Genomic DNA, 17,338 nt, shown 5'->3' on the forward strand with positions numbered 1-17,338 from the left:
AGGCAGACCGCTAACGCCGAAAGCAGCAACCCGGCATTAACCTCGACCGCTAACCCCAGAACCGACCACCCCGGCATCAACCCCTGACCGCTAACACTGAAACCACTACCCCGGCGCATACCCCTAACCCCAACATCCCATCCCCCCACCACAAAACCCCTCCGGCGACAGCGCCCGCGCCCGGGCCCCTCACCGATGGTACTTGGAATCAACCTCATTAATCGCCGCCACATTGCCCGCGCTACGGCCATTCTCATCGAAGGCCTGCGCCAGAAAAGCATCGGCAATGCTCTTGGCCACCTCCGTCCCAATCACCCGCGAACCCATCGTGATGATCTGCGCATTATTCGACAGCGCCGCTCGTTCCGCCGAATAGGTATCGTGACACAACGCAGCACGGATTCCCGGTATCTTGTTAGCCGAAATACTGACACCGATCCCCGTGCCACAGACCAGAATAGCCCGGTCGTAATCACCGCGTATCACGCCCGAAGCCACACGGTCAGACAAATTCGCATAGAACTCCTTCGGATCTGCCTCATTGGTCGAAACCTCAAAAACCTCAAAGCGGTCCTTAAGGTGTTCAGCCAGCACATGGGCCAGTCCCGCCCCCGCGCTATCTCCGGCAATTGCAAGTTTCATGATGATCTCCTTCAGTTTGAAGTTCCACGCATGCGGACAGCTCAGAGCACCGCCCTGACACGCTCCAGGATGTCCAGATACCCATTCACGTCCCAGGCAGAGCGCCCAATGAACAGTCCGTCAATATGTTCGCAGGCAGCGAGTTCGGCGCAGTTGCCGGGGTTGACCGAGCCGCCATAAAGGCACGGTACACGGCGGCCAAGAATGTCTTGCGCCACCGCGATGATCTCCGCCTGGCGAGCATCGGCATAGTCGGCACTGGCCGGTATGCCGCGCTCGCCGATAGCCCAAACCGGCTCGTACGCGAGCAGGATCGGGGCCGTGTGTTGTTCCGGCTTCAATCGAGCCAGCGCGCCGCGTACTTCGGCAGCCAGCACGTCGGCTGCTCGCCCGCCTTCGCGATCGGCAAGCGTCTCGCCAATGCAGATCAGCGGCGTCAACCCGTGGCGCACCGCCGCCTCGACCTTCAGTCCTACCGTGGCATCGGCCTCGCCAAAATGTTCGCGACGCTCGGAATGACCGAGTTCGACCAGATCCATGGCGCAATCGACCAGCATCGACGGTGAGATCTCGCCGGTCCAGGCGCCATGATCGGCCCAGTGCATGTTCTGCGCGCCGACCTTCACCGTGGTATCCGCGAGTATTGCCTTGACCTCGCGGATCGCAGTGAAGGGCGGAATCACGAAGCGCTGCATCCGCGGGTCGGCGGTGCCGGTGAGCAGACCCTCGGCGAAAGCGCGGGCCTCCGCCAGGGTCTTGTTCATTTTCCAGCTGGTACCGATCCAGAAAGGGGAATGGGTCATGATGATGTCGTCAATCAGATGCACGAACTGGTGCTGCTGCACGCCGCGCCGGGGTGAGTCGGACTACCCCGGCGCGCAGGGTGAAAAACCGCAAGCGCCCTTCGGCGCGCTGCGGGTTCAAGCCGTAGCATCACTTCGAAAGCGTAAATGCAGAGGTGTACTTATCCACATTGGCCTTGGTGATAAGAATGCAATCGAAGAGCTGCTTTTCAGTCTTGGCGCCCGTCTTGCCGGTCTTCAGAAACTGATCGGCCTCCTGCACCGCCTTGACCGAAAATGTCGCAACCGGCTGCAGCACCGTGTACTGCAACTCGCCGGCCTTGACCGCTGCAACCGCCGTCGGCGAACCGTCAAAACCACCCACCTTGATGCTCGAGAGTTTGCCCGCTTGCTTAAGCGCGGCAATCCCACCCAGCGCCATCTCGTCGTTGCCGCTGATCACACCAATGATGTCCGGGTGCGCTTGCAACAGGCTCTGCATGGCGTTAAAGCCCTTGGTGCGATCCCAGTCAGCCACTTGCGATCCGACCTTCTTCAGATCGGGATACTGACTGAGCACGGACGTGTAGCCGTTGGAACGCGTGGCGGCATTGTTGTCGGACGGCGAGCCGAGCAGCTCGACGTAGTTGCCCTTCGACCCGACGTCCTTCACCCATTGCTGCGCGCCCAGCGCCGCACCCTGTGCGTTGTTGGAAACGAGCTGCGCCTTGGCCAGGCCCTCCTGGTTGATCTCGGCATTGACGAGGAAAACCGGAATATTGGCGGCCACCGCTTTTTTCACCGCACCAACGGACCCGCTGGCGTTCGCGGGATCAAGAATGATCGCGACCGATTTGTTGGTGATGGCGGTGTCGATCAGTTGACTCTCGGCGTTGGTGTCGCCCTTCGAAGCCGCAACGTTCGCGGTGTATCCGAGCCTCTTCGCCTCGGCGGCGGCAACGTTGCCTTCGGTGAGCCAGTAGGGGTTCGAGGGATCGTTGACGATGATGGTCACGAGCCCTCCCGCCGCATGAGCCTGGCTTGCGAACAAAGGCGCGGCCAAGGCGACGGCGGCGGCGAGCAGCAGGGTTCTTCTCTTGGTTGTCATGGTAAGTCTCCTTTTTTGATTAGTGATGGCGTCGGGATAAGACATTCTTCTCGGGTCCGGTGGCACGGCTCAGGCCTTGCCGCCTTGTGGAGAAGTGGGTTGACCGGCGGTCGGCGCAGGACGCTTGACACGGCGGCGATATTGAATGGCGTTGAGCAACACCGCGAGCACGATGACCGCGCCGGTGAACACCGTTTGCCAGTAGGAGGAAATTCCGATGATCACGAGACCGTCGGACAGGAAACCAATCACGAAGGCGCCGAGCAGCGTTCCGCGGATGTTGCCGGTGCCGCCCATCAGTGACGCGCCTCCGATCACCACGGCGGCGATGGCCGTCAGTTCATAGGTCGTGCCGGCCGTCGGACCTGCGGACGTGAGCTGCGAGGACAGGATCAACCCGGCGATGGCGGCACAGACGCCGGACATCATGTACACGCTGATCTGCACTCTTTTCACCGGAACGCCGGAGAGCTGGGCTGCGCGCTCGTTGCCGCCGGAGGCGTAGAGCCAGCGACCGAAGGCCGTACGGGTAAGCATGACGCTGCCCAAGATCCCGATGACCGCGAGGATCAGGACGCCGACGGGAACATTGAACAGACGATCAAAGCCAAGCCCGTTGAATCCGACATTACCCAGATCCGCGTGGCCGCCCAGGTTGTTGTAGGTCAGGCCGTTGGTCATCAGGAGAGCAAGTCCCCGCACCACATACATCACCCCGAGCGTGGCGACGAACGCAGGCACTTTGAAGCGCGCGATAAGCACGCCATTAACCAGGCCGATGAAAGCGCCAAGCAGACAGCACAGCACCACCACGACCCAGACCGCCGGATACAGCACGACGCCAAACAGGTTCAGCGTCACACCCTGCAGGAAGAACCCCGCGACCACGCCGGACAGGCCGAGCGTGGACCCGACCGACAGGTCGATTCCGCCGTTGATGATCACCAGCAGCATGCCAATTGCGAGGATGCCGTAGATGGCCACATGCGAGGCCATCGTCAGGAAGTTTTCGACTGCGAAGTAATACGGCGAGAGAAACGAAAATACGATGATGATCACGATCAGCGCAAAGAATGCACGTCCTTCGAGCAGCATCTTGCCGATGTCGAAACCGTCGCCGAACCGGCTGGCGCGGGTTGACGTGGAAGTTTTGGCGGAGTCGTTCATGTTCAGGTCTCCAGGCATTTCTATGATCAGATCACCACGGCTTCGCCGGAGGCGGCCATGATCTGGTCTTTGGTGGCATCGGTGCCGAATTCGGCGGAAATCTTGCCGCGGCGCATGACGACGATGCGATGTGCGATGCTCAAGCATTCACCCACTTCGGACGTGGAAAACACCACGGCCAGGCCTTTCGTGGCGCTCTCGCTGAGCAGGCGAAAGACTTCTGCCTTGGCGCCGATATCAATGCCACGGCTGGGTTCGTCGAGCAGAATGACTTTTGGACGCGTGGCGAGCATCTTGCCGATGACAACCTTTTGCTGGTTGCCGCCCGACAACGAGCCGATAGGTGCGCCCGGGCCCGCCGTCTTGACATGAACGTTCCGGATCGACTGGTCGACGAGCGCACGCTCGCGGGAGAAGGACAGCAGCAACCCTCTGACGAAGGTGCCGATGCTCGCGAGCGACAGGTTGGCGCCAACGTTCATGGTCGGCACCAGGCCATCGCGTTGGCGATCCTCCGGCACCAGCACAAGGCCCCTGCCAATACGCCCGGCGATGCTCAAGGGGGCAATGTCCTCGCCTTCGAGAAGGACCTTTCCACCGGTCACCGCTGAACGGCCGGCCACAGCCTCAAGCAGTTCCGTGCGCCCTGCCCCCATCAATCCGTAGATGCACACGATCTCGCCCGCTCGCACCTCGAGCGACAAATGATCGACCACGGAAATGCCGGACCCGGCGTCATCGGCAACGCTGACATCTTCGATAGCCAGTGCTACGTTGCCGAACGCGTAGCCTGTCGGCGGCGAGCCGAGGTCGAAGTTCTCTCCCACCATGTTGCGCACGATCCATGCGAGGTCGATATCGCGGGCTTCGGCCGTTGCCGTCATCCTGCCGTCGCGCAACACCACCGCGTAGTCGGTGATTTGCAGCGCCTCTTCGAGATGATGCGAGATGTAGACAATCGACACGCCGCGGCTGGTCAGGTCGCGGATCACCTTGAACAGCACCTCGACCTCGGACGCGCTCAGCGCCGAAGTCGGCTCATCCATGATGAGGATGCGCGATTGAACGGAGAGCGCACGAGCAATTTCAACGACCTGCTGCTGGCCCAGGCGCAAGTCCTGCACGCGCGTCAATGGGTCGATTTCCTCCTCAAGATCGGCCATCAGCGCCCGTGCCTGCCGTGCTTCTTCGGCGAAGTTGACGCCGGTCGCCGAGCGCAGCTCCCGGCCCATGAAGATGTTGTCGCGCACGCTGAGGTTGGGCGCGAGGCTCAACTCCTGATGGATGATCGAGATACCGTGATCGCGCGCATCATTTGACGAAGCAAAAGCGACGCGCTGACCATCGAGTTCGATATGTCCCGATGTGGGCCTCTCCACTCCGGCGAGAATCTTCATCAAGGTCGATTTTCCCGCGCCGTTTTCGCCGAACAAAGTGGTGACCTTGCCGCGATGGATGTCGAAGTTCACACCCTTCAGCGCATGCACGCCGCCATACGACTTGACGATGTCGCGTGCCGACAGCAGGACTTCGCCGGCCGCGGGTTGGGTTTGGGAGGGTTGGTTCAGGGTGCTCATTTCACGTCCAACTTCACCGGCGTCACCAGCCAGCCGTTCGGATTGATCAACTGGAAGACGCCCACAACGGAGATGGTCTTGCCCGTCAGCTTGGCCGCATCGACCTTCGACAGCACCGCCTTTTTCATCGCCGTGTTGATCGCGTATCCGGCGTTCTGATAGTCGATCTGGTTGGTGAATTGCTCAAAGCTGATGGTGCCGGTTGCGTCGCGCAAGTCGGTGCCGTTGATCGCCGGGCCGGTCTGCACGCGGATGATCACCGAGTCAGGCACGTTCGGCACCTTCACGGTATAGATCCCGCTGTCCTCACTGCCTGCCACGCCGTCGAACTTGACCGAGATTTCAGGGCCGATGCCACCGCCTGCCACGCCGTACTGCTTGCCGGCGGCGTCCTGGTCCTTCGCAATTGCGGCGGCCAGTGTGTCGGCGCTGACCGCGCGACTCTCGATTGCCGCCTGTGTTTTCGGAAATTGCGCCTCGCCGTAGGCAGCGGGATCGAAAGTCTTGACTTGCGTATCGCTGGCAGACCCGATCTTCACGGCCTTGGTGCTCAAGGCCATCGCTACGATCAGAATCACCGCCAGCACTGCGGCGATTGCTGCGCGAACGCCGCGCCGGGAGCGACGATTTATCGTTGGGGCAATTGTGCTCATGGGAACACCTCCTGACCTTCTGAACTACGGAAATGCAAAGCTGGCGTGGTGCTGAATGCTTCCGCATCCACCGCGCATAAGGGGTTACTGTCCCGGTCACGCTTATCGTCTGTCAGTTCATGCTGTGCCACGTTGCCCCCAATCTTCAGCGATCACATTGAGTACTATCGTCGCGGACGCCGCCCCCGGATCGATATGTCCGAGACTGCGCTCGCCGAGCCGCGCCGATCGCCCCTTGGTGGCGACCATCGATTTGGTGGACTCGGCGCCTTCCGTTGCTGCGTCGCGTATCCGCGTCATGATCTCGCGCAGCGGCAGCCCGCTCGCCATGCCTTGCTCTGCCGCTGCGGCGGCAGGAGTCCAGACATCGACCATGGTCTTTTCGCCCTGCTCCGCCTTGCCACGCGACCGGATACCTTCGGCCATCGCGACGATCAGCGTCGGCGCTTCGATCAACGGCATTTCTGCGCGCGCTCCGGCCGCCTTGGCCGCACGCATGAGCGCGGTGGCGTAAAGCGGCCCCGACGACGCGCCGACCGCGTTCAGGAATCCCTTTGCCGCCGCGTTGAATTGATCGGCAAGCGTGGCTTCCTCAGACAGCGCATCAATCGCAGAGGATGCCGCAGCAAATCCGTCCGCCATCGCGATACCGTGGTCAGCATCGCCGATCACACCGTCGAGCCGGCACAGCTCATCTCGCGCCGCGCCAATGGTTTCCGCGAGCTGGCGGAACAAGCGCGCAATGTCACCGGTCGTCAGCATCGCCAGCCTCCTGTTGGTACATCGCGCACTTGCACGGATGATCCAGCAAGCGCTGCAGTTCCTCGTCAAGATGCATCAGGGTGATCGAGGCGCCGGCCATTTCGAGCGATGTACACAGCGGCCCGACCAGCGTGCGATGCACGATCAACCCAGCCTCGGCCAATCGCTGCGAGACGCGGCGGTTCATGATGTACAGCTCCATCAGCGGCGTTGCGCCAAGCGAGTTCACCAGCACCGCCACGCGGTCTCCCTTCGCCGGGCCCATCTCAGCCAGGATGGCGTCCATGATCTCGTCAACCACGGCATCGGCTGGACGTAGCGCCTCGCGGCGCATCCCCGGCTCGCCGTGAATGCCCATGCCGATTTCCATCTCGCCCGCGGCGATGTCAAAATTCGCGCGCCGCGTCTGAGGCAACGAACACGGCGCAAGCGCTACGCCTAACGTGAAGGTGCGGGCGTTGGCGTGACGCGCCACCCGCTCCACCTCGTCCAGTGACATCATCAGATCGGCCGCCGCACCGGCAGCTTTGAAAATGAACACGTTGCCTGCCACGCCGCGTCGTTGTTCGCGCTGATCGCGCAGCGCGGAGGCAATGTCATCGGTGGTCAGCACCGTGCGCGCCTCGACGCCCTCCAACTCGAGCAACTCGGTGGCCATGTCGAAATTCATCACATCGCCGGCATAGTTGCCGTACATGAACAGCACCCCGGCACCTCTGTGCGTGGCTAGCGCAGCATCAACAGCCGGTTGCGGCGGCGGCGAGGCGAAAACATTGCCGACCGCCGCTGCGTCGGCCAATCCCTTGCCGACAAAACCCAAAAAAGTCGGCTCGTGCCCCGACCCGCCGCCGATCACCAGCGCCACTTTTCCGGGGCGCGATCCGTGGCGCGCGACGATCGCACGCGGCGCACCGTCGAGGCGCCGCAGCAAGTCGCCGTGTGCGGCCATCACGCCGTCCAGCATCTCGTCGACGGCGGCATTGCCGTCGTTGATCAGTTTCTGTGTCATCGCGCCTTGCATCGCAGTCACGTCCTTCAAATGTTCAGGTCGGAAACGCCGGTATCGAAATGCGGAGCCCAGAACGCCACCGACTCAGCGATCTGCTCGACGACCTGTCGATCCTTCGGTTCGCGTTCCTTGAACGACAACTCCAGACATATTTCGTTATCCTTTCCACCGCCTTCCTGAAGCGCTGAGATCAGCGGATCAGGCTGGATACGGCCACGCGCGTTGAACTCGGCAGTGAACGGATGATGGCCGCCCTTGTCCATCAACGACTGCTTGATATGGATGATGGGCGAGACACGCGGCACAGCGCGTGCCCAGGCATACGGATCGAAGTCATCGGGGTTCGCGCTGGTAATGTCGCCGTGATCTATGTCGGCCATCATCCACATTGGCACCGCCATGTTTGCAGCGCTCAGCCGTTTTTGCAGCGCCAAACACGCAGCGATCGTCTCGCCGAACTCGCGCCCGACCGACATCGGTTCCCAGAACACGTATTGCAACCCGGCGGTCTTGGCGTGTTCGGCGACCTCAGTCCAGCAATCGATGGCGGTCTGGATCAGCGCCTCGCGCCGGTTGATATCGTCGTAGTCGCGGTAGGTGAAGATGGCGAACTGGGTGCCGATTGACTTGCCGCCCAGATCGGCAGTGATGTCAGCGAAAGTCTTGAACCAGTCGACGTAATAGCGCCGCACGTCGGGATCCGGATGCCCGAAGTGGTTGAGCCGCCCGTAGGGGCCGGTCATGCCCGAGGTGATCCGCACGCCGGTTCGCGCCATCGCCGCGCGCACCTGGCGCGTCAGACGTCGCGTCACTGCAGCGGGCCACGATGGATTGATGAACTCGTGCGTGAGCTGTACGTCGCGGATCTTCATCTTGTACGCGATGGCGTCGATGAGATCATCCGGCTCGGCGAAGCGATTCACCAGTGGATTGGTGTTGAGTGCGAGCGTGAAAGCCATGTTCGTCTCGTGTTGTCTCGTGTTATATGCGGATCGATCGTGTTTCGGCTCAGGCGGATTTTCTGTCGAGGCCGTCGAACCAGGCACCGAACGCAGCCGTTTGCTCAGTACTCATGTGCAGTCCGTGCTTGGTACGCCGCGTCAGGATGTCCGGCACCGTCTCGGCCCACTCATTCGTCATGAGGTAGCGCACTTCCGCCTCGTAGAAATTCGGTCCGAACTGTCGACCGAGATCGGCAACCGAGTTGGCGGAGTCGATCACCTGCGCCGTGCGTGCACCGTAGGTTCGCGCGTAATGAAGCATCAAAGCCCGCGGCAGCCAGGCAAACTCGCGCTGCAAACGCGCAATGAATTGCGGCACGTCGGCGTTCTCGATCTCACCGCCGGGCAGCGTCGCCGTGGCCGTCCAGTCTTTCCCCATGTCAGGAAAAGTCGACCGCAGGTGTTGCAGCGCGTGCTCGGAGAGCTTGCGAAAAGTCGTGATCTTGCCGCCGAAGACGTTGAGCAGAGGCGCGCCGCCCGTGGTATCGAGATCGAACACATAGTCGCGCGTCACCGCTGAAGGATTGCCTTTGCCGTCGTCGTAAAGCGGGCGCACACCCGAGAAGGTCTGCACCACGTCCTGGCGCCGCAGCGGCTGCTTGAAGTAACGATTCACCGCGGCCAGCAGGTAGTCGACTTCCGCTTCATCGATCGCCACGTTTTCCGGCGCGCCGTTCCAGGGGATATCCGTGGTGCCGATGAGCGCCTTGTCCCCTTCATAGGGATTGATGAAAATCACCCGCTTGTCATGGTTCTGCACGAGGTAGGAATGCGGACCGTCCCAGAACTTCGGCGTGACGATATGGCTGCCCTTGACCAGTCGCACCTTGCGGGTCGAATGACCGCCTGCCACGCGCTCGATGACATCGGCCACCCAAGGCCCCGCGGCATTGACCAGGGCCCGGGCGGTGACCACACGTGTGGCGCCGGTGCGCGTGTTGCGCAACTCGATGCGCCACGCGCCACCTTCGCGCCGCGCCGAGGTACACGCTGTGCGCGTGAACACCTGCGCGCCGCGCTGCGCCGCATCCACCGCGTTGAGCACCACGAGGCGCGCGTCATCGACCCAGCAGTCGGAATATTCGAAACCCCTGCGGTACTGGTCCTTGATCGGCGCGCCTTCGGGACTGCGAAGCAGGTCGAGGGTTCGCGTGCCCGACAGCTTCTTGCGTCCGCCAAGGTGATCGTATAAAAACAAGCCCAGCCGAACCAGCCACGCCGGGCGATCGTCCGGACTGTGCGGAAGCACGAAACGCATCGGCCAGATGATGTGCGGTGCGGCGTTGAGCAGCACTTCGCGCTCGATCAACGCCTCGCGCACGAGCCGGAATTCGTAGTACTCAAGGTAGCGCAGCCCGCCATGCACCAGCTTGCCCGAGCGCGACGAGGTACCCTGCGCCAGGTCATCCTTCTCGCACAGGATCACCGACAGCCCGCGGCCCGCGGCATCGCGCGCAATGCCCGCGCCGTTGATGCCACCGCCAATGACGAACAGGTCGACCATCTGGCTGTCGCTCATCTCACCACCCTCCGTTCGACTTCTTGCCTGACCGCGCCAATGGCGTCGAGATGACTCCTGCCCCTCGCCTGCCGTGCCATTGCATCCCACACGGGTTCCAAAGCGCGTCGCGCCTCCCGGTACACAGGGAACGCCTGCGAGTAGGTCATCACAAGGTCCGGATCGGGCGTCTCGACCGGTCCCAACAGCGGCGTGACCCACTCGGCAATGCATGCCTGCATGTCGGGATAAACGCCAAGCGCGACCGCTGCCATCATGGCCGCGCCGGCCGCGCCCGCCTCTTCGCGCGTGGACGTTCGCACCGGAGCGCCAACCACCGCGCCGAGCACCGCGCGCAACGCACGCGACCGGGTTGCACCGCCGGTCAGTCGCAACTCCGCCGGCATCGCGCCGCCCATTGCCGCGTAGCAGTCGCGCGCGGCCATCCCGAGCCCCTCGACTACGGCAAGCAACAAATCCGGGAAACGGCTTTCGCTTGTGAGTCCTATGAAGTTGGCGCGCGCGTTGGCGTTCACGAACGGGCCGCGCTCGCCCGCATCGGAGATATAGGGGTGGTAAAGGTGCGCGCCCGGACGGCCGGCTTGCAGCCATCCATCGATGCGTTTCACCCGATCAACTTGCGACAGCTGCGTGCCGAATTCCGCGAGCAGGTCGCACGCCAGATTCAAGACCCAGTCGACGTTCAGGGTCGCAGCCATGTTGGACTGAACCTGCGCCGACATGCCTGGTATTGGCAGCGCGATGACGTACCCCGTGCTCTCGGCGTTCAGGTACACGTCGCTGTTCTGCACTGCACGCATATGCATTCCCGTCGATCCGATGATCGAGCAGGTGGCGCCGACGGCACCAGCGGTATGGATGCCCGCGCCCAACGCCGTCAGCACGATGTCGACGAATCCGAGGCACACCGGCGTTCCGGCCAGCAGGCCCGTCGCCGCCGCGGCTTCAGGCGACAGCGCATGGGTGAGCTCGGTGCCATCGACGATCTCGGGCAACAAGCCTCGCCGCGCCGTCAGCCCGAGGGCTTCGATCACCGAGTCGTCATAGCGCCGGGTGCGGAAGTTGCCATAAGTGAAGCTCGCCTCCGATGGATCCGTTGCGCGCACCCCGGTGAGATTGAGATAGAGCCAGTCCTTGCAATGCAGCGCGACTTCGGAGCGATCGAGCACCTCGGGCGTCGTTGCCGCCATATGCGCGATCTGCGCGCCCTGACTGCACGCCGCCAGCCCGGTACCGGTGGCCTCGAATCGAGCACGGCTTTCCGCGCTGCCCTGTAACCGCAGCACGGTATCTGCGGCGCGCGCGTCCAGCCATAGCCAGGCGTCGCTTGCGGGCTTGTTGTCCGCGCCGACCAGCCACGTACCGTCGCCCTGCCCCGTCACCGCCACCGCCGCGGTGCGCCGTGCCAGGCCCTCGACCTTGGCGCCAAGATCACGCAGCGTCTGCGCGCAATCCGCCCAGGTCTGGTCCAGCGACTGAAAGGCTGCGCCATCGGCGCTCGTGGTGTATCGATTAGGAACCGATGCAACGGCGATCTGCCGCCCTGCCAGATCGAAGGCCACCGCCTTGATGACCGAGGTGCCGGCGTCGATACCGACCAGGAGATCGCGTCCGGCGCTAGCCATCACGCTGCCTCCTCGCTGAGTGTTCCGTCATTCAGCGCCAGGGCAGTGGCTTCATCGGTGATCAGCCCGCTGAGAAGGCCGCTGTTCAGAACGGCACGGATCGCCTCTATTTTTTCAGCGCCGCCGGCGATGGCGACGATTCGCCGGCCGGTCAGATCAGCGAGATTGGGGGCCACCGTACGCGCAGCCAGCGATGTTTCAACCGATTTGCCAGCGTGATCGAAAAAGTGACCCAGCACCTCGCCCAGGCCACCCATGTCGCGCACTTCGTGAATTTCTGCCGGCTCGATCATCTGCGACGCAACGAGTTGCGCGTCGGGCTGTGCGGTGCCGATACCGACGATCATCAGGTCCGCATGCGCGGCCAGATCGAACACCTCGCGCACGCCGCGCTGCGACAGCAATACCTCCCGGTCTTCAGCCGTATTGGCGAAAAATGGCAGTGGCAAAACGTAAGATACGGCGCCGGTTTTTTCCGCCAGACGGTGGATCACGTCGTACGGATTCGCCGTGTAGTTGCGCGTCACCCCGCCCAGCAGCGATACGAAACGCACCTTGCCGGCATCCATGCGCGGCATGTCGGCCACGACGGCCGCAAGCGTACGGCCATGCCCCATGCCGATTACCCCCCCTTGGCGAGCCGCGATCTCGCGTTGCAGGAAGTGCGCTCCGGCTACGCCCAAGGCACGCAGCGGCAGGCCAACCTCGTGCAGATCCGGCACCACTTCGCAATACGCAAGCCCGTAGCGGTCGGCAATTTCCGCTTCCAGCACGACGCATTCCGCCACGTCGCCATCGATCGTGACCTTCACCGCGCCGCTCTGGTTGGCGCGCGTGATAAGCCGATGCGCCTTGACGTTGCTTACCCCAAGGCGCATGGCGACATCGGCCTGCGTCTGCCCCGCGGCGTAATGCAACCACGCCGCTCTGATAGCGAGACTGTCTTCGGCATCACGCCTGTCGGCGGATTTCGTCATGTCTTCTCCACGTGCAAAACGAAAAGTGATTTTTTTTTCGTCTGCTGTAATTTATTTCATCTTTGCCAAGGATAGCAAGCAAATGCTCGGTTGCCATCCGCTATAACCCTTACTCGATATGCGTCATGTTCCCGAAAGCTTGGCCGCCTGGATCGAGGGTCCAGGCGGCAATGGCGCGGTTCAGGGATTTTTTTGATGGCCGTTTGAACAGGCCGGCTGCGTGGGATGATTTGCGCTCGGCATGACGGACGGACGAGCGATGAACATCGACCCTTTGAGCGACGGCAAGATAATCGAGTCATGGAAGCAGAACGCTTCGCCCTGGACGAATGCGGTACGTGCCGGCGAAATCGAGAGCCGCCGATTGGTGACCGATCGCGCAATCCTGGACGCGGTCCTCGCGTGCAGGCCGCGTACCGTTATAGATATCGGTTGTGGCGAAGGCTGGCTTGCCCTTGCGCTCCAGCAGAATGGGATCGAGGTAACGGCAATAGATGGCGTGCCGGCATTAGCCCTTGCCGCGAAGCAGGCGGGCGTCATCGACAGCCGCGTGATGTCTTACGAAGAGATTGCAGAAGGGCGGCTCAAACTTGGCGCCGATGTCGTGGTCTGCAATTTCTCATTGCTCGGCAAGGAATCGGTAGAGGGTCTGCTGCGGACCATTCCAATGTTGCTCACGCCGGATGGGGCCTTGATCGTACAAACGCTGCATCCGCTTATTTCGTGCGGTGATCTGCCGTACGTCGACGGCTGGCGGACAGGTTCATGGGCAGGGTTTGGTCCCGAATTCAGCGATGCCCCGCCCTGGTACTTCAGGACATTGGGCACGTGGCTCGAACTCATAGGGACTAGCGGACTGACGCTTCGCGCACTGCAAGAACCGATAGACCCGCGAACTCGCAGGCCAGCATCCGTTGTGTTTCGTGCACATCGGATTGGATGACTGACCTCAACTACGCGCTACGCGGACTGCAACGCCAATACGATCATGGTTACGAGAGACACGACGAAGATCGAGGCGCCAATCGTTTTGCGGCGAGTGAGCTCGGTCCAGAGCAGCACGCCGGTGAGAGACAGCAGAATGAGGCTGCCCGCGATCGAATCCGCAAACAGGATCCAGCCGACACCGGCTCCTTCGGAACGATGCAAGCCTTCAAGAGTGCTTATCAAACCCTGATCGCGGCGTTCGACGCTGACAAGCGTTGCTACCTTTCCACATATCCGCCGTGACCAGATAATGCGGCGCGATGAAGCGGACCACCCAGTGTTCGGGCTGGATCACGGATTGGTCGCCCCACGTGACGGGTTTAGCCTTTTCCCGCGTCACTCGCTCGGCAGGCCGGTCGAGCTTCAATTCGGCCTGTAGATACTGCGCAAGCTCGTTAGGCGATTTCGGCGGCGGCGTCGGAATGGCGACCTGGATTGTCGATACGCTCTGACCGCCGACCTTGATCTTCATCGTTGCGCGATGATTCTGGAGAATCCCTGTCACACCAAAGAGCAGGCCGAGTACCGCGCCCCACAATCCAATCCAGCCGTGGACGCGGCGCAGCCACTTAAGAAAGGTGCTGCGGCGAGAGCGCGATTTCTGCGCCCTGTCTTGGGGTCCCGCCGCCGGTTCGACGTTGGTTTTCAGTGTGCTTGCGTGCATGGTTTCGTCCGGGTTTGCTTGGGGGAAGGCGCGAAGCGCTAGAAATCGAATGTCGAACTAAGCTCGAGCGTGCGCCCAAGGCCGACGCCGATCTGGTTCGATCCGACTGCGCTCCAGTAACGCTTGTTGGTCGCGTTTTCGAGGTTCGCCTGGATCGTCGCCCGCTTGCCGAAAATGCGCGTCGTGTAGCGCATGCCGGCGGTCAACAACGTATAGCCGCCGATCGAGGCCTGGTCGAGATCGTTCACAGCGCGAGGCCCGATGTAGTACAGGCCGCCGTTGATCGAGAGTCCAGCGACGGCTGGTATGCGGTAGTCGGCAAACAGGCTCGCTGTGACGTGAGCAGCGTTTTCAGGTGTCTTGCCTACCAGCGTCGGATCGGGCGAATCGACCTGCGTCGCATCAAGATAGACCGCGGAAGCGATGACCGACAGATCGCGCGTCAGATCCCCTTGCAGCGAAAATTCGACGCCTCGATACCGCGCATTGCCGTTCGTCACGAAGACGTTGTCGGCATTGGTATCGGCCGATGGCTGACGCAGGTTGAACAACGCCACCGACGCAAGCATGTTGTTCGTGACCCGGGTCCGGATGCCGATTTCTTCCTGCTTGCTGACACCCGCAGGCAGGATCTGGTTGGCATTTTCGGCGGTGGCCGGTGCGCTGCCTTCGGACTCCAGCGCCTCGACATAGCTCGCGTAGACGCTGGTGTTTGGCGTCACCCTGAAGCTCAGGCTTGCGGATGGTGTTGTCCTGCTGATGTCCGAGTTGGGCGTTCCCGCCTGCGACGTGATGTATTCGGATTGCCGTAGCCCCGGGATGAATTGCAGCCGCGAAGTCAGGTCGATCCGATCGAACACATAGGCGCCACCGTTGCGGACATGCTGCGCGAAGAATTGCTTTGGCGTGCCGCTTGGCGTGAGCGCGGTGATGTCGACGGGGTTGTAAAGGTTTTGCGGCGCAGTGAATGTGTAGGACGTGAAATTCGGCTGATACATCCAGTCCTGCGAGACGCCCATCGTCAGGTCGTGACTGATCGATCCAGTCTTGAACACGCCATTCGTCTCAAGGCGGACCGTCTCGTTCTGATACCGCTGGCCATTCTGCTGGGTGGCCTGCACGGTGCCGGCACCCGTTGTCACGTTGTATTTCTGGAAGACCCAGTTCCAGCGGTCGCGCCGTGTGATCGACTCGCCTGCGGCGAGGTTCACGCTCCAGTTGTCCGATAAAGCGTAGTTAGCCCGGAACAGGTTCGTGTCTGCGCTTGAACGCGTCGGATAGCCGGCGCCCGACAGCAGTTTGTTCGGATTCGGAATACCGGGCAGGGAGATGACGCCCTGCTTGTTCGCCGCGAGCGGCACGATACCCGCCTGCTCGACAACACTGGTCTCGATGTGTTCGAGATCGTACTGCAGTGTAAGGCGGCTGTTCACACGCCAGTCGAGCGCCGCGCTGATGAACTTTCGATAGCCGTGATCACCCTCGATCGGTGTCTCGACATGCTCATCCATCGCATTGACGCGCACGCCGAACTGGTCGTCCGTTCCGAACCGCCGGGCAATGTCGACATGCGTGCCATACGACCCTCGCGAATCACCGAGTAGCGACACGCTCGTGACCGGCTCGGTGCCGGCGCGCTTGGTCACCATGTTCACGATGCCGGCCGGTGCGGCAAAGCCGTAATAGAGCGCGGACGCCGCTTTCAGTACCTCGACGCGCTCCTTGTCCTCCATCGGCATCCAGATGTTGTTGTCGATCGGAAGGATCCCGTTGAAGTAGAAGCTTGCGCGGTTATCGAGCGGGACACCGCGAATGGAAAGGTTATCGTAAGCAAGACCGCTGAGTTGCTGGCGGGTCACGCCCGCCACGTTGCGCAACGCGTCGTAAAGACCGGTGTCGCCTTGAGCATCCATCACGCTGCGCGTCACGACATTCACGGTTGCGGGCACGTCCAGCACATCCATTCCACGATACGGGCCCGTTTCGACGGATGCGGGCGCAAAACCGTGTGCCCGCTGGCTGGTGACCGTTACCTGAGGAAGCTGCGGAGCGTTGGACTCATCAGTCGTGGGAACTGCTGCGCTGCCGGTTATATCGGCCATCGCAGGCCGTGCTGAGATACCAAACAAGCCCACCGCAAGCAAAGCACTGACGAGCGGAGCTCTTCTATTTTTTCTACCAAGCGGCAAGCGCCTGCCCGCCCCTTTTCTGCGACACATATATACAAACCCCCGAATGAGCGTGTGAGCGCGATCCCGAATGCCGGCGGTTCAGGCCAACATGAGGACATGCGCATTCCCATTCACTTAACAAATACGAATGATTCGCGTTTATATTCGTATTTGTTTAAAAAATCAAGTGATACTTTTGCGTCACAAGACTGGATGCGTGCAATGTGTTTATCGAGCAATGGCCCGCGGTCAGGGAAAAGGTCGAAAGTGAGCACCAGCATGTCAATGTCTCCCACACCGTAGCTCGCGAAACTTCCCGACGGGGCAGTGCCATGCCTTGTTTAAATGGCTGGCTAGGCCGGCGGCCGTCGCGTCCATAATTCACTACGCAGGAGAATAATCCATAGGAATCCGAATCGTATGGCTCACGCTTGATGCTTTGAAACAGCCCGCTCATGCGCTTACGGCCCGTCATCGGCTTAGAGTACTTTAGCCGCCTGAACCGTGCTGCCTGACCAGCGCCATGCGGGGCTTCGACCAAGGTCGCGCCCCTGTTCTTCACGGAGTCATCGCGGCCCTGGCGGCTCAGTTCGACCGTTCGACATTGCGGTCCAGATCGCCGACAATCACAAATAGGGTGCTTCCCGGCGACCACACATCCAAAACCTCTCGATCCGCTTTGCGCAAAATAATG

General features: G+C 61.6%; 16 protein-coding genes. 1 reads left to right on the forward strand and 15 read right to left on the reverse strand.

Features of this window, described 5'->3' with window-relative positions:
- Positions 1 to 189 precede the first annotated feature (189 nt).
- From derI to ACSQ8V_RS28840, 12 genes are all read right to left on the reverse strand, one after another.
- On the reverse strand, positions 190 to 642 hold the full coding sequence (gene derI / locus ACSQ8V_RS28785) for a D-erythrulose-4-phosphate isomerase (RefSeq protein ID WP_213763768.1): 453 nt from the start codon (positions 640 to 642) through the stop codon (positions 190 to 192).
- Positions 643 to 683: 41 nt separating this feature from the next.
- Complete coding sequence (locus ACSQ8V_RS28790) at positions 684 to 1,445, reverse strand: triose-phosphate isomerase (RefSeq protein WP_436208033.1); 762 nt, start codon at positions 1,443 to 1,445, stop codon at positions 684 to 686.
- Positions 1,446 to 1,575: 130 nt separating this feature from the next.
- Positions 1,576 to 2,577 carry a D-ribose ABC transporter substrate-binding protein gene (locus ACSQ8V_RS28795; protein ID WP_436208034.1) on the reverse strand — a complete coding sequence of 334 codons (1,002 nt, stop codon included), beginning with the start codon at positions 2,575 to 2,577 and terminating at the stop codon, positions 1,576 to 1,578.
- Between the two features lie 24 nt (positions 2,578 to 2,601).
- Complete coding sequence (locus ACSQ8V_RS28800) at positions 2,602 to 3,699, reverse strand: ABC transporter permease (RefSeq protein WP_213763770.1); 1,098 nt, start codon at positions 3,697 to 3,699, stop codon at positions 2,602 to 2,604.
- Between the two features lie 26 nt (positions 3,700 to 3,725).
- Positions 3,726 to 5,276, reverse strand: coding sequence for a sugar ABC transporter ATP-binding protein (locus ACSQ8V_RS28805; RefSeq protein WP_436208035.1), 1,551 nt, complete (start codon positions 5,274 to 5,276; stop codon positions 3,726 to 3,728).
- Positions 5,273 to 5,929: a DUF2291 family protein gene (locus tag ACSQ8V_RS28810; protein ID WP_436208036.1), complete on the reverse strand. Its 657-nt coding sequence runs from the start codon at positions 5,927 to 5,929 to the stop codon at positions 5,273 to 5,275. Before ACSQ8V_RS28810 ends, ACSQ8V_RS28805 begins: the two co-directional genes overlap by 4 nt.
- 117 nt (positions 5,930 to 6,046) lie before the next feature.
- Positions 6,047 to 6,691: a dihydroxyacetone kinase subunit DhaL gene (gene dhaL / locus ACSQ8V_RS28815; protein WP_436208037.1), complete on the reverse strand. Its 645-nt coding sequence runs from the start codon at positions 6,689 to 6,691 to the stop codon at positions 6,047 to 6,049.
- Complete coding sequence (locus tag ACSQ8V_RS28820; RefSeq protein WP_436208038.1) at positions 6,675 to 7,700, reverse strand: dihydroxyacetone kinase subunit DhaK; 1,026 nt, start codon at positions 7,698 to 7,700, stop codon at positions 6,675 to 6,677. The genes dhaL and ACSQ8V_RS28820 overlap by 17 nt, the downstream gene beginning before the upstream one ends.
- Before the next feature lie 26 nt (positions 7,701 to 7,726).
- Positions 7,727 to 8,659, reverse strand: coding sequence for a sugar phosphate isomerase/epimerase family protein (locus tag ACSQ8V_RS28825; protein ID WP_436208039.1), 933 nt, complete (start codon positions 8,657 to 8,659; stop codon positions 7,727 to 7,729).
- A 49-nt stretch (positions 8,660 to 8,708) separates the two neighbouring features.
- Positions 8,709 to 10,220 (reverse strand): glycerol-3-phosphate dehydrogenase, encoded by a 1,512-nt coding sequence (locus tag ACSQ8V_RS28830; RefSeq protein ID WP_436208040.1) that lies wholly within the window; start codon positions 10,218 to 10,220, stop codon positions 8,709 to 8,711.
- Positions 10,217 to 11,845 (reverse strand): FGGY family carbohydrate kinase, encoded by a 1,629-nt coding sequence (locus ACSQ8V_RS28835; RefSeq protein WP_436208041.1) that lies wholly within the window; start codon positions 11,843 to 11,845, stop codon positions 10,217 to 10,219. The genes ACSQ8V_RS28830 and ACSQ8V_RS28835 overlap by 4 nt, the downstream gene beginning before the upstream one ends.
- A complete protein-coding gene (locus tag ACSQ8V_RS28840; RefSeq protein ID WP_213763778.1) occupies positions 11,845 to 12,822 on the reverse strand; it encodes a sugar-binding transcriptional regulator in 978 nt (325 codons plus the stop codon). The genes ACSQ8V_RS28835 and ACSQ8V_RS28840 overlap by 1 nt, the downstream gene beginning before the upstream one ends.
- 259 nt (positions 12,823 to 13,081) lie before the next feature.
- Between ACSQ8V_RS28840 and ACSQ8V_RS28845 the strand changes: the two genes are divergently transcribed.
- Entirely contained in the window at positions 13,082 to 13,765 is a 684-nt protein-coding gene (locus tag ACSQ8V_RS28845) for a class I SAM-dependent methyltransferase (RefSeq protein ID WP_436208042.1), read from the forward strand.
- A gap of 17 nt (positions 13,766 to 13,782) precedes the next feature.
- Here ACSQ8V_RS28845 and ACSQ8V_RS28850 read toward each other — a convergent pair whose 3' ends face one another.
- From ACSQ8V_RS28850 to ACSQ8V_RS28860, 3 genes are read right to left on the reverse strand one after another with little or no spacing between them, the layout of a single operon-like run.
- Positions 13,783 to 13,971, reverse strand: a complete 189-nt coding sequence (locus ACSQ8V_RS28850; RefSeq protein WP_436208043.1) for a hypothetical protein — start codon at positions 13,969 to 13,971, stop codon at positions 13,783 to 13,785.
- A 4-nt stretch (positions 13,972 to 13,975) separates the two neighbouring features.
- A complete protein-coding gene (locus tag ACSQ8V_RS28855; RefSeq protein WP_436208044.1) occupies positions 13,976 to 14,473 on the reverse strand; it encodes a PepSY-associated TM helix domain-containing protein in 498 nt (165 codons plus the stop codon).
- Between the two features lie 38 nt (positions 14,474 to 14,511).
- On the reverse strand, positions 14,512 to 16,575 hold the full coding sequence (locus ACSQ8V_RS28860) for a TonB-dependent siderophore receptor (RefSeq protein WP_436208045.1): 2,064 nt from the start codon (positions 16,573 to 16,575) through the stop codon (positions 14,512 to 14,514).
- Between the last annotated feature and the right edge of the window lie 763 nt (positions 16,576 to 17,338).

The organism is Caballeronia sp. LjRoot31 (genome assembly GCF_964253885.1).
GTDB lineage: Bacteria > Pseudomonadota > Gammaproteobacteria > Burkholderiales > Burkholderiaceae > Caballeronia.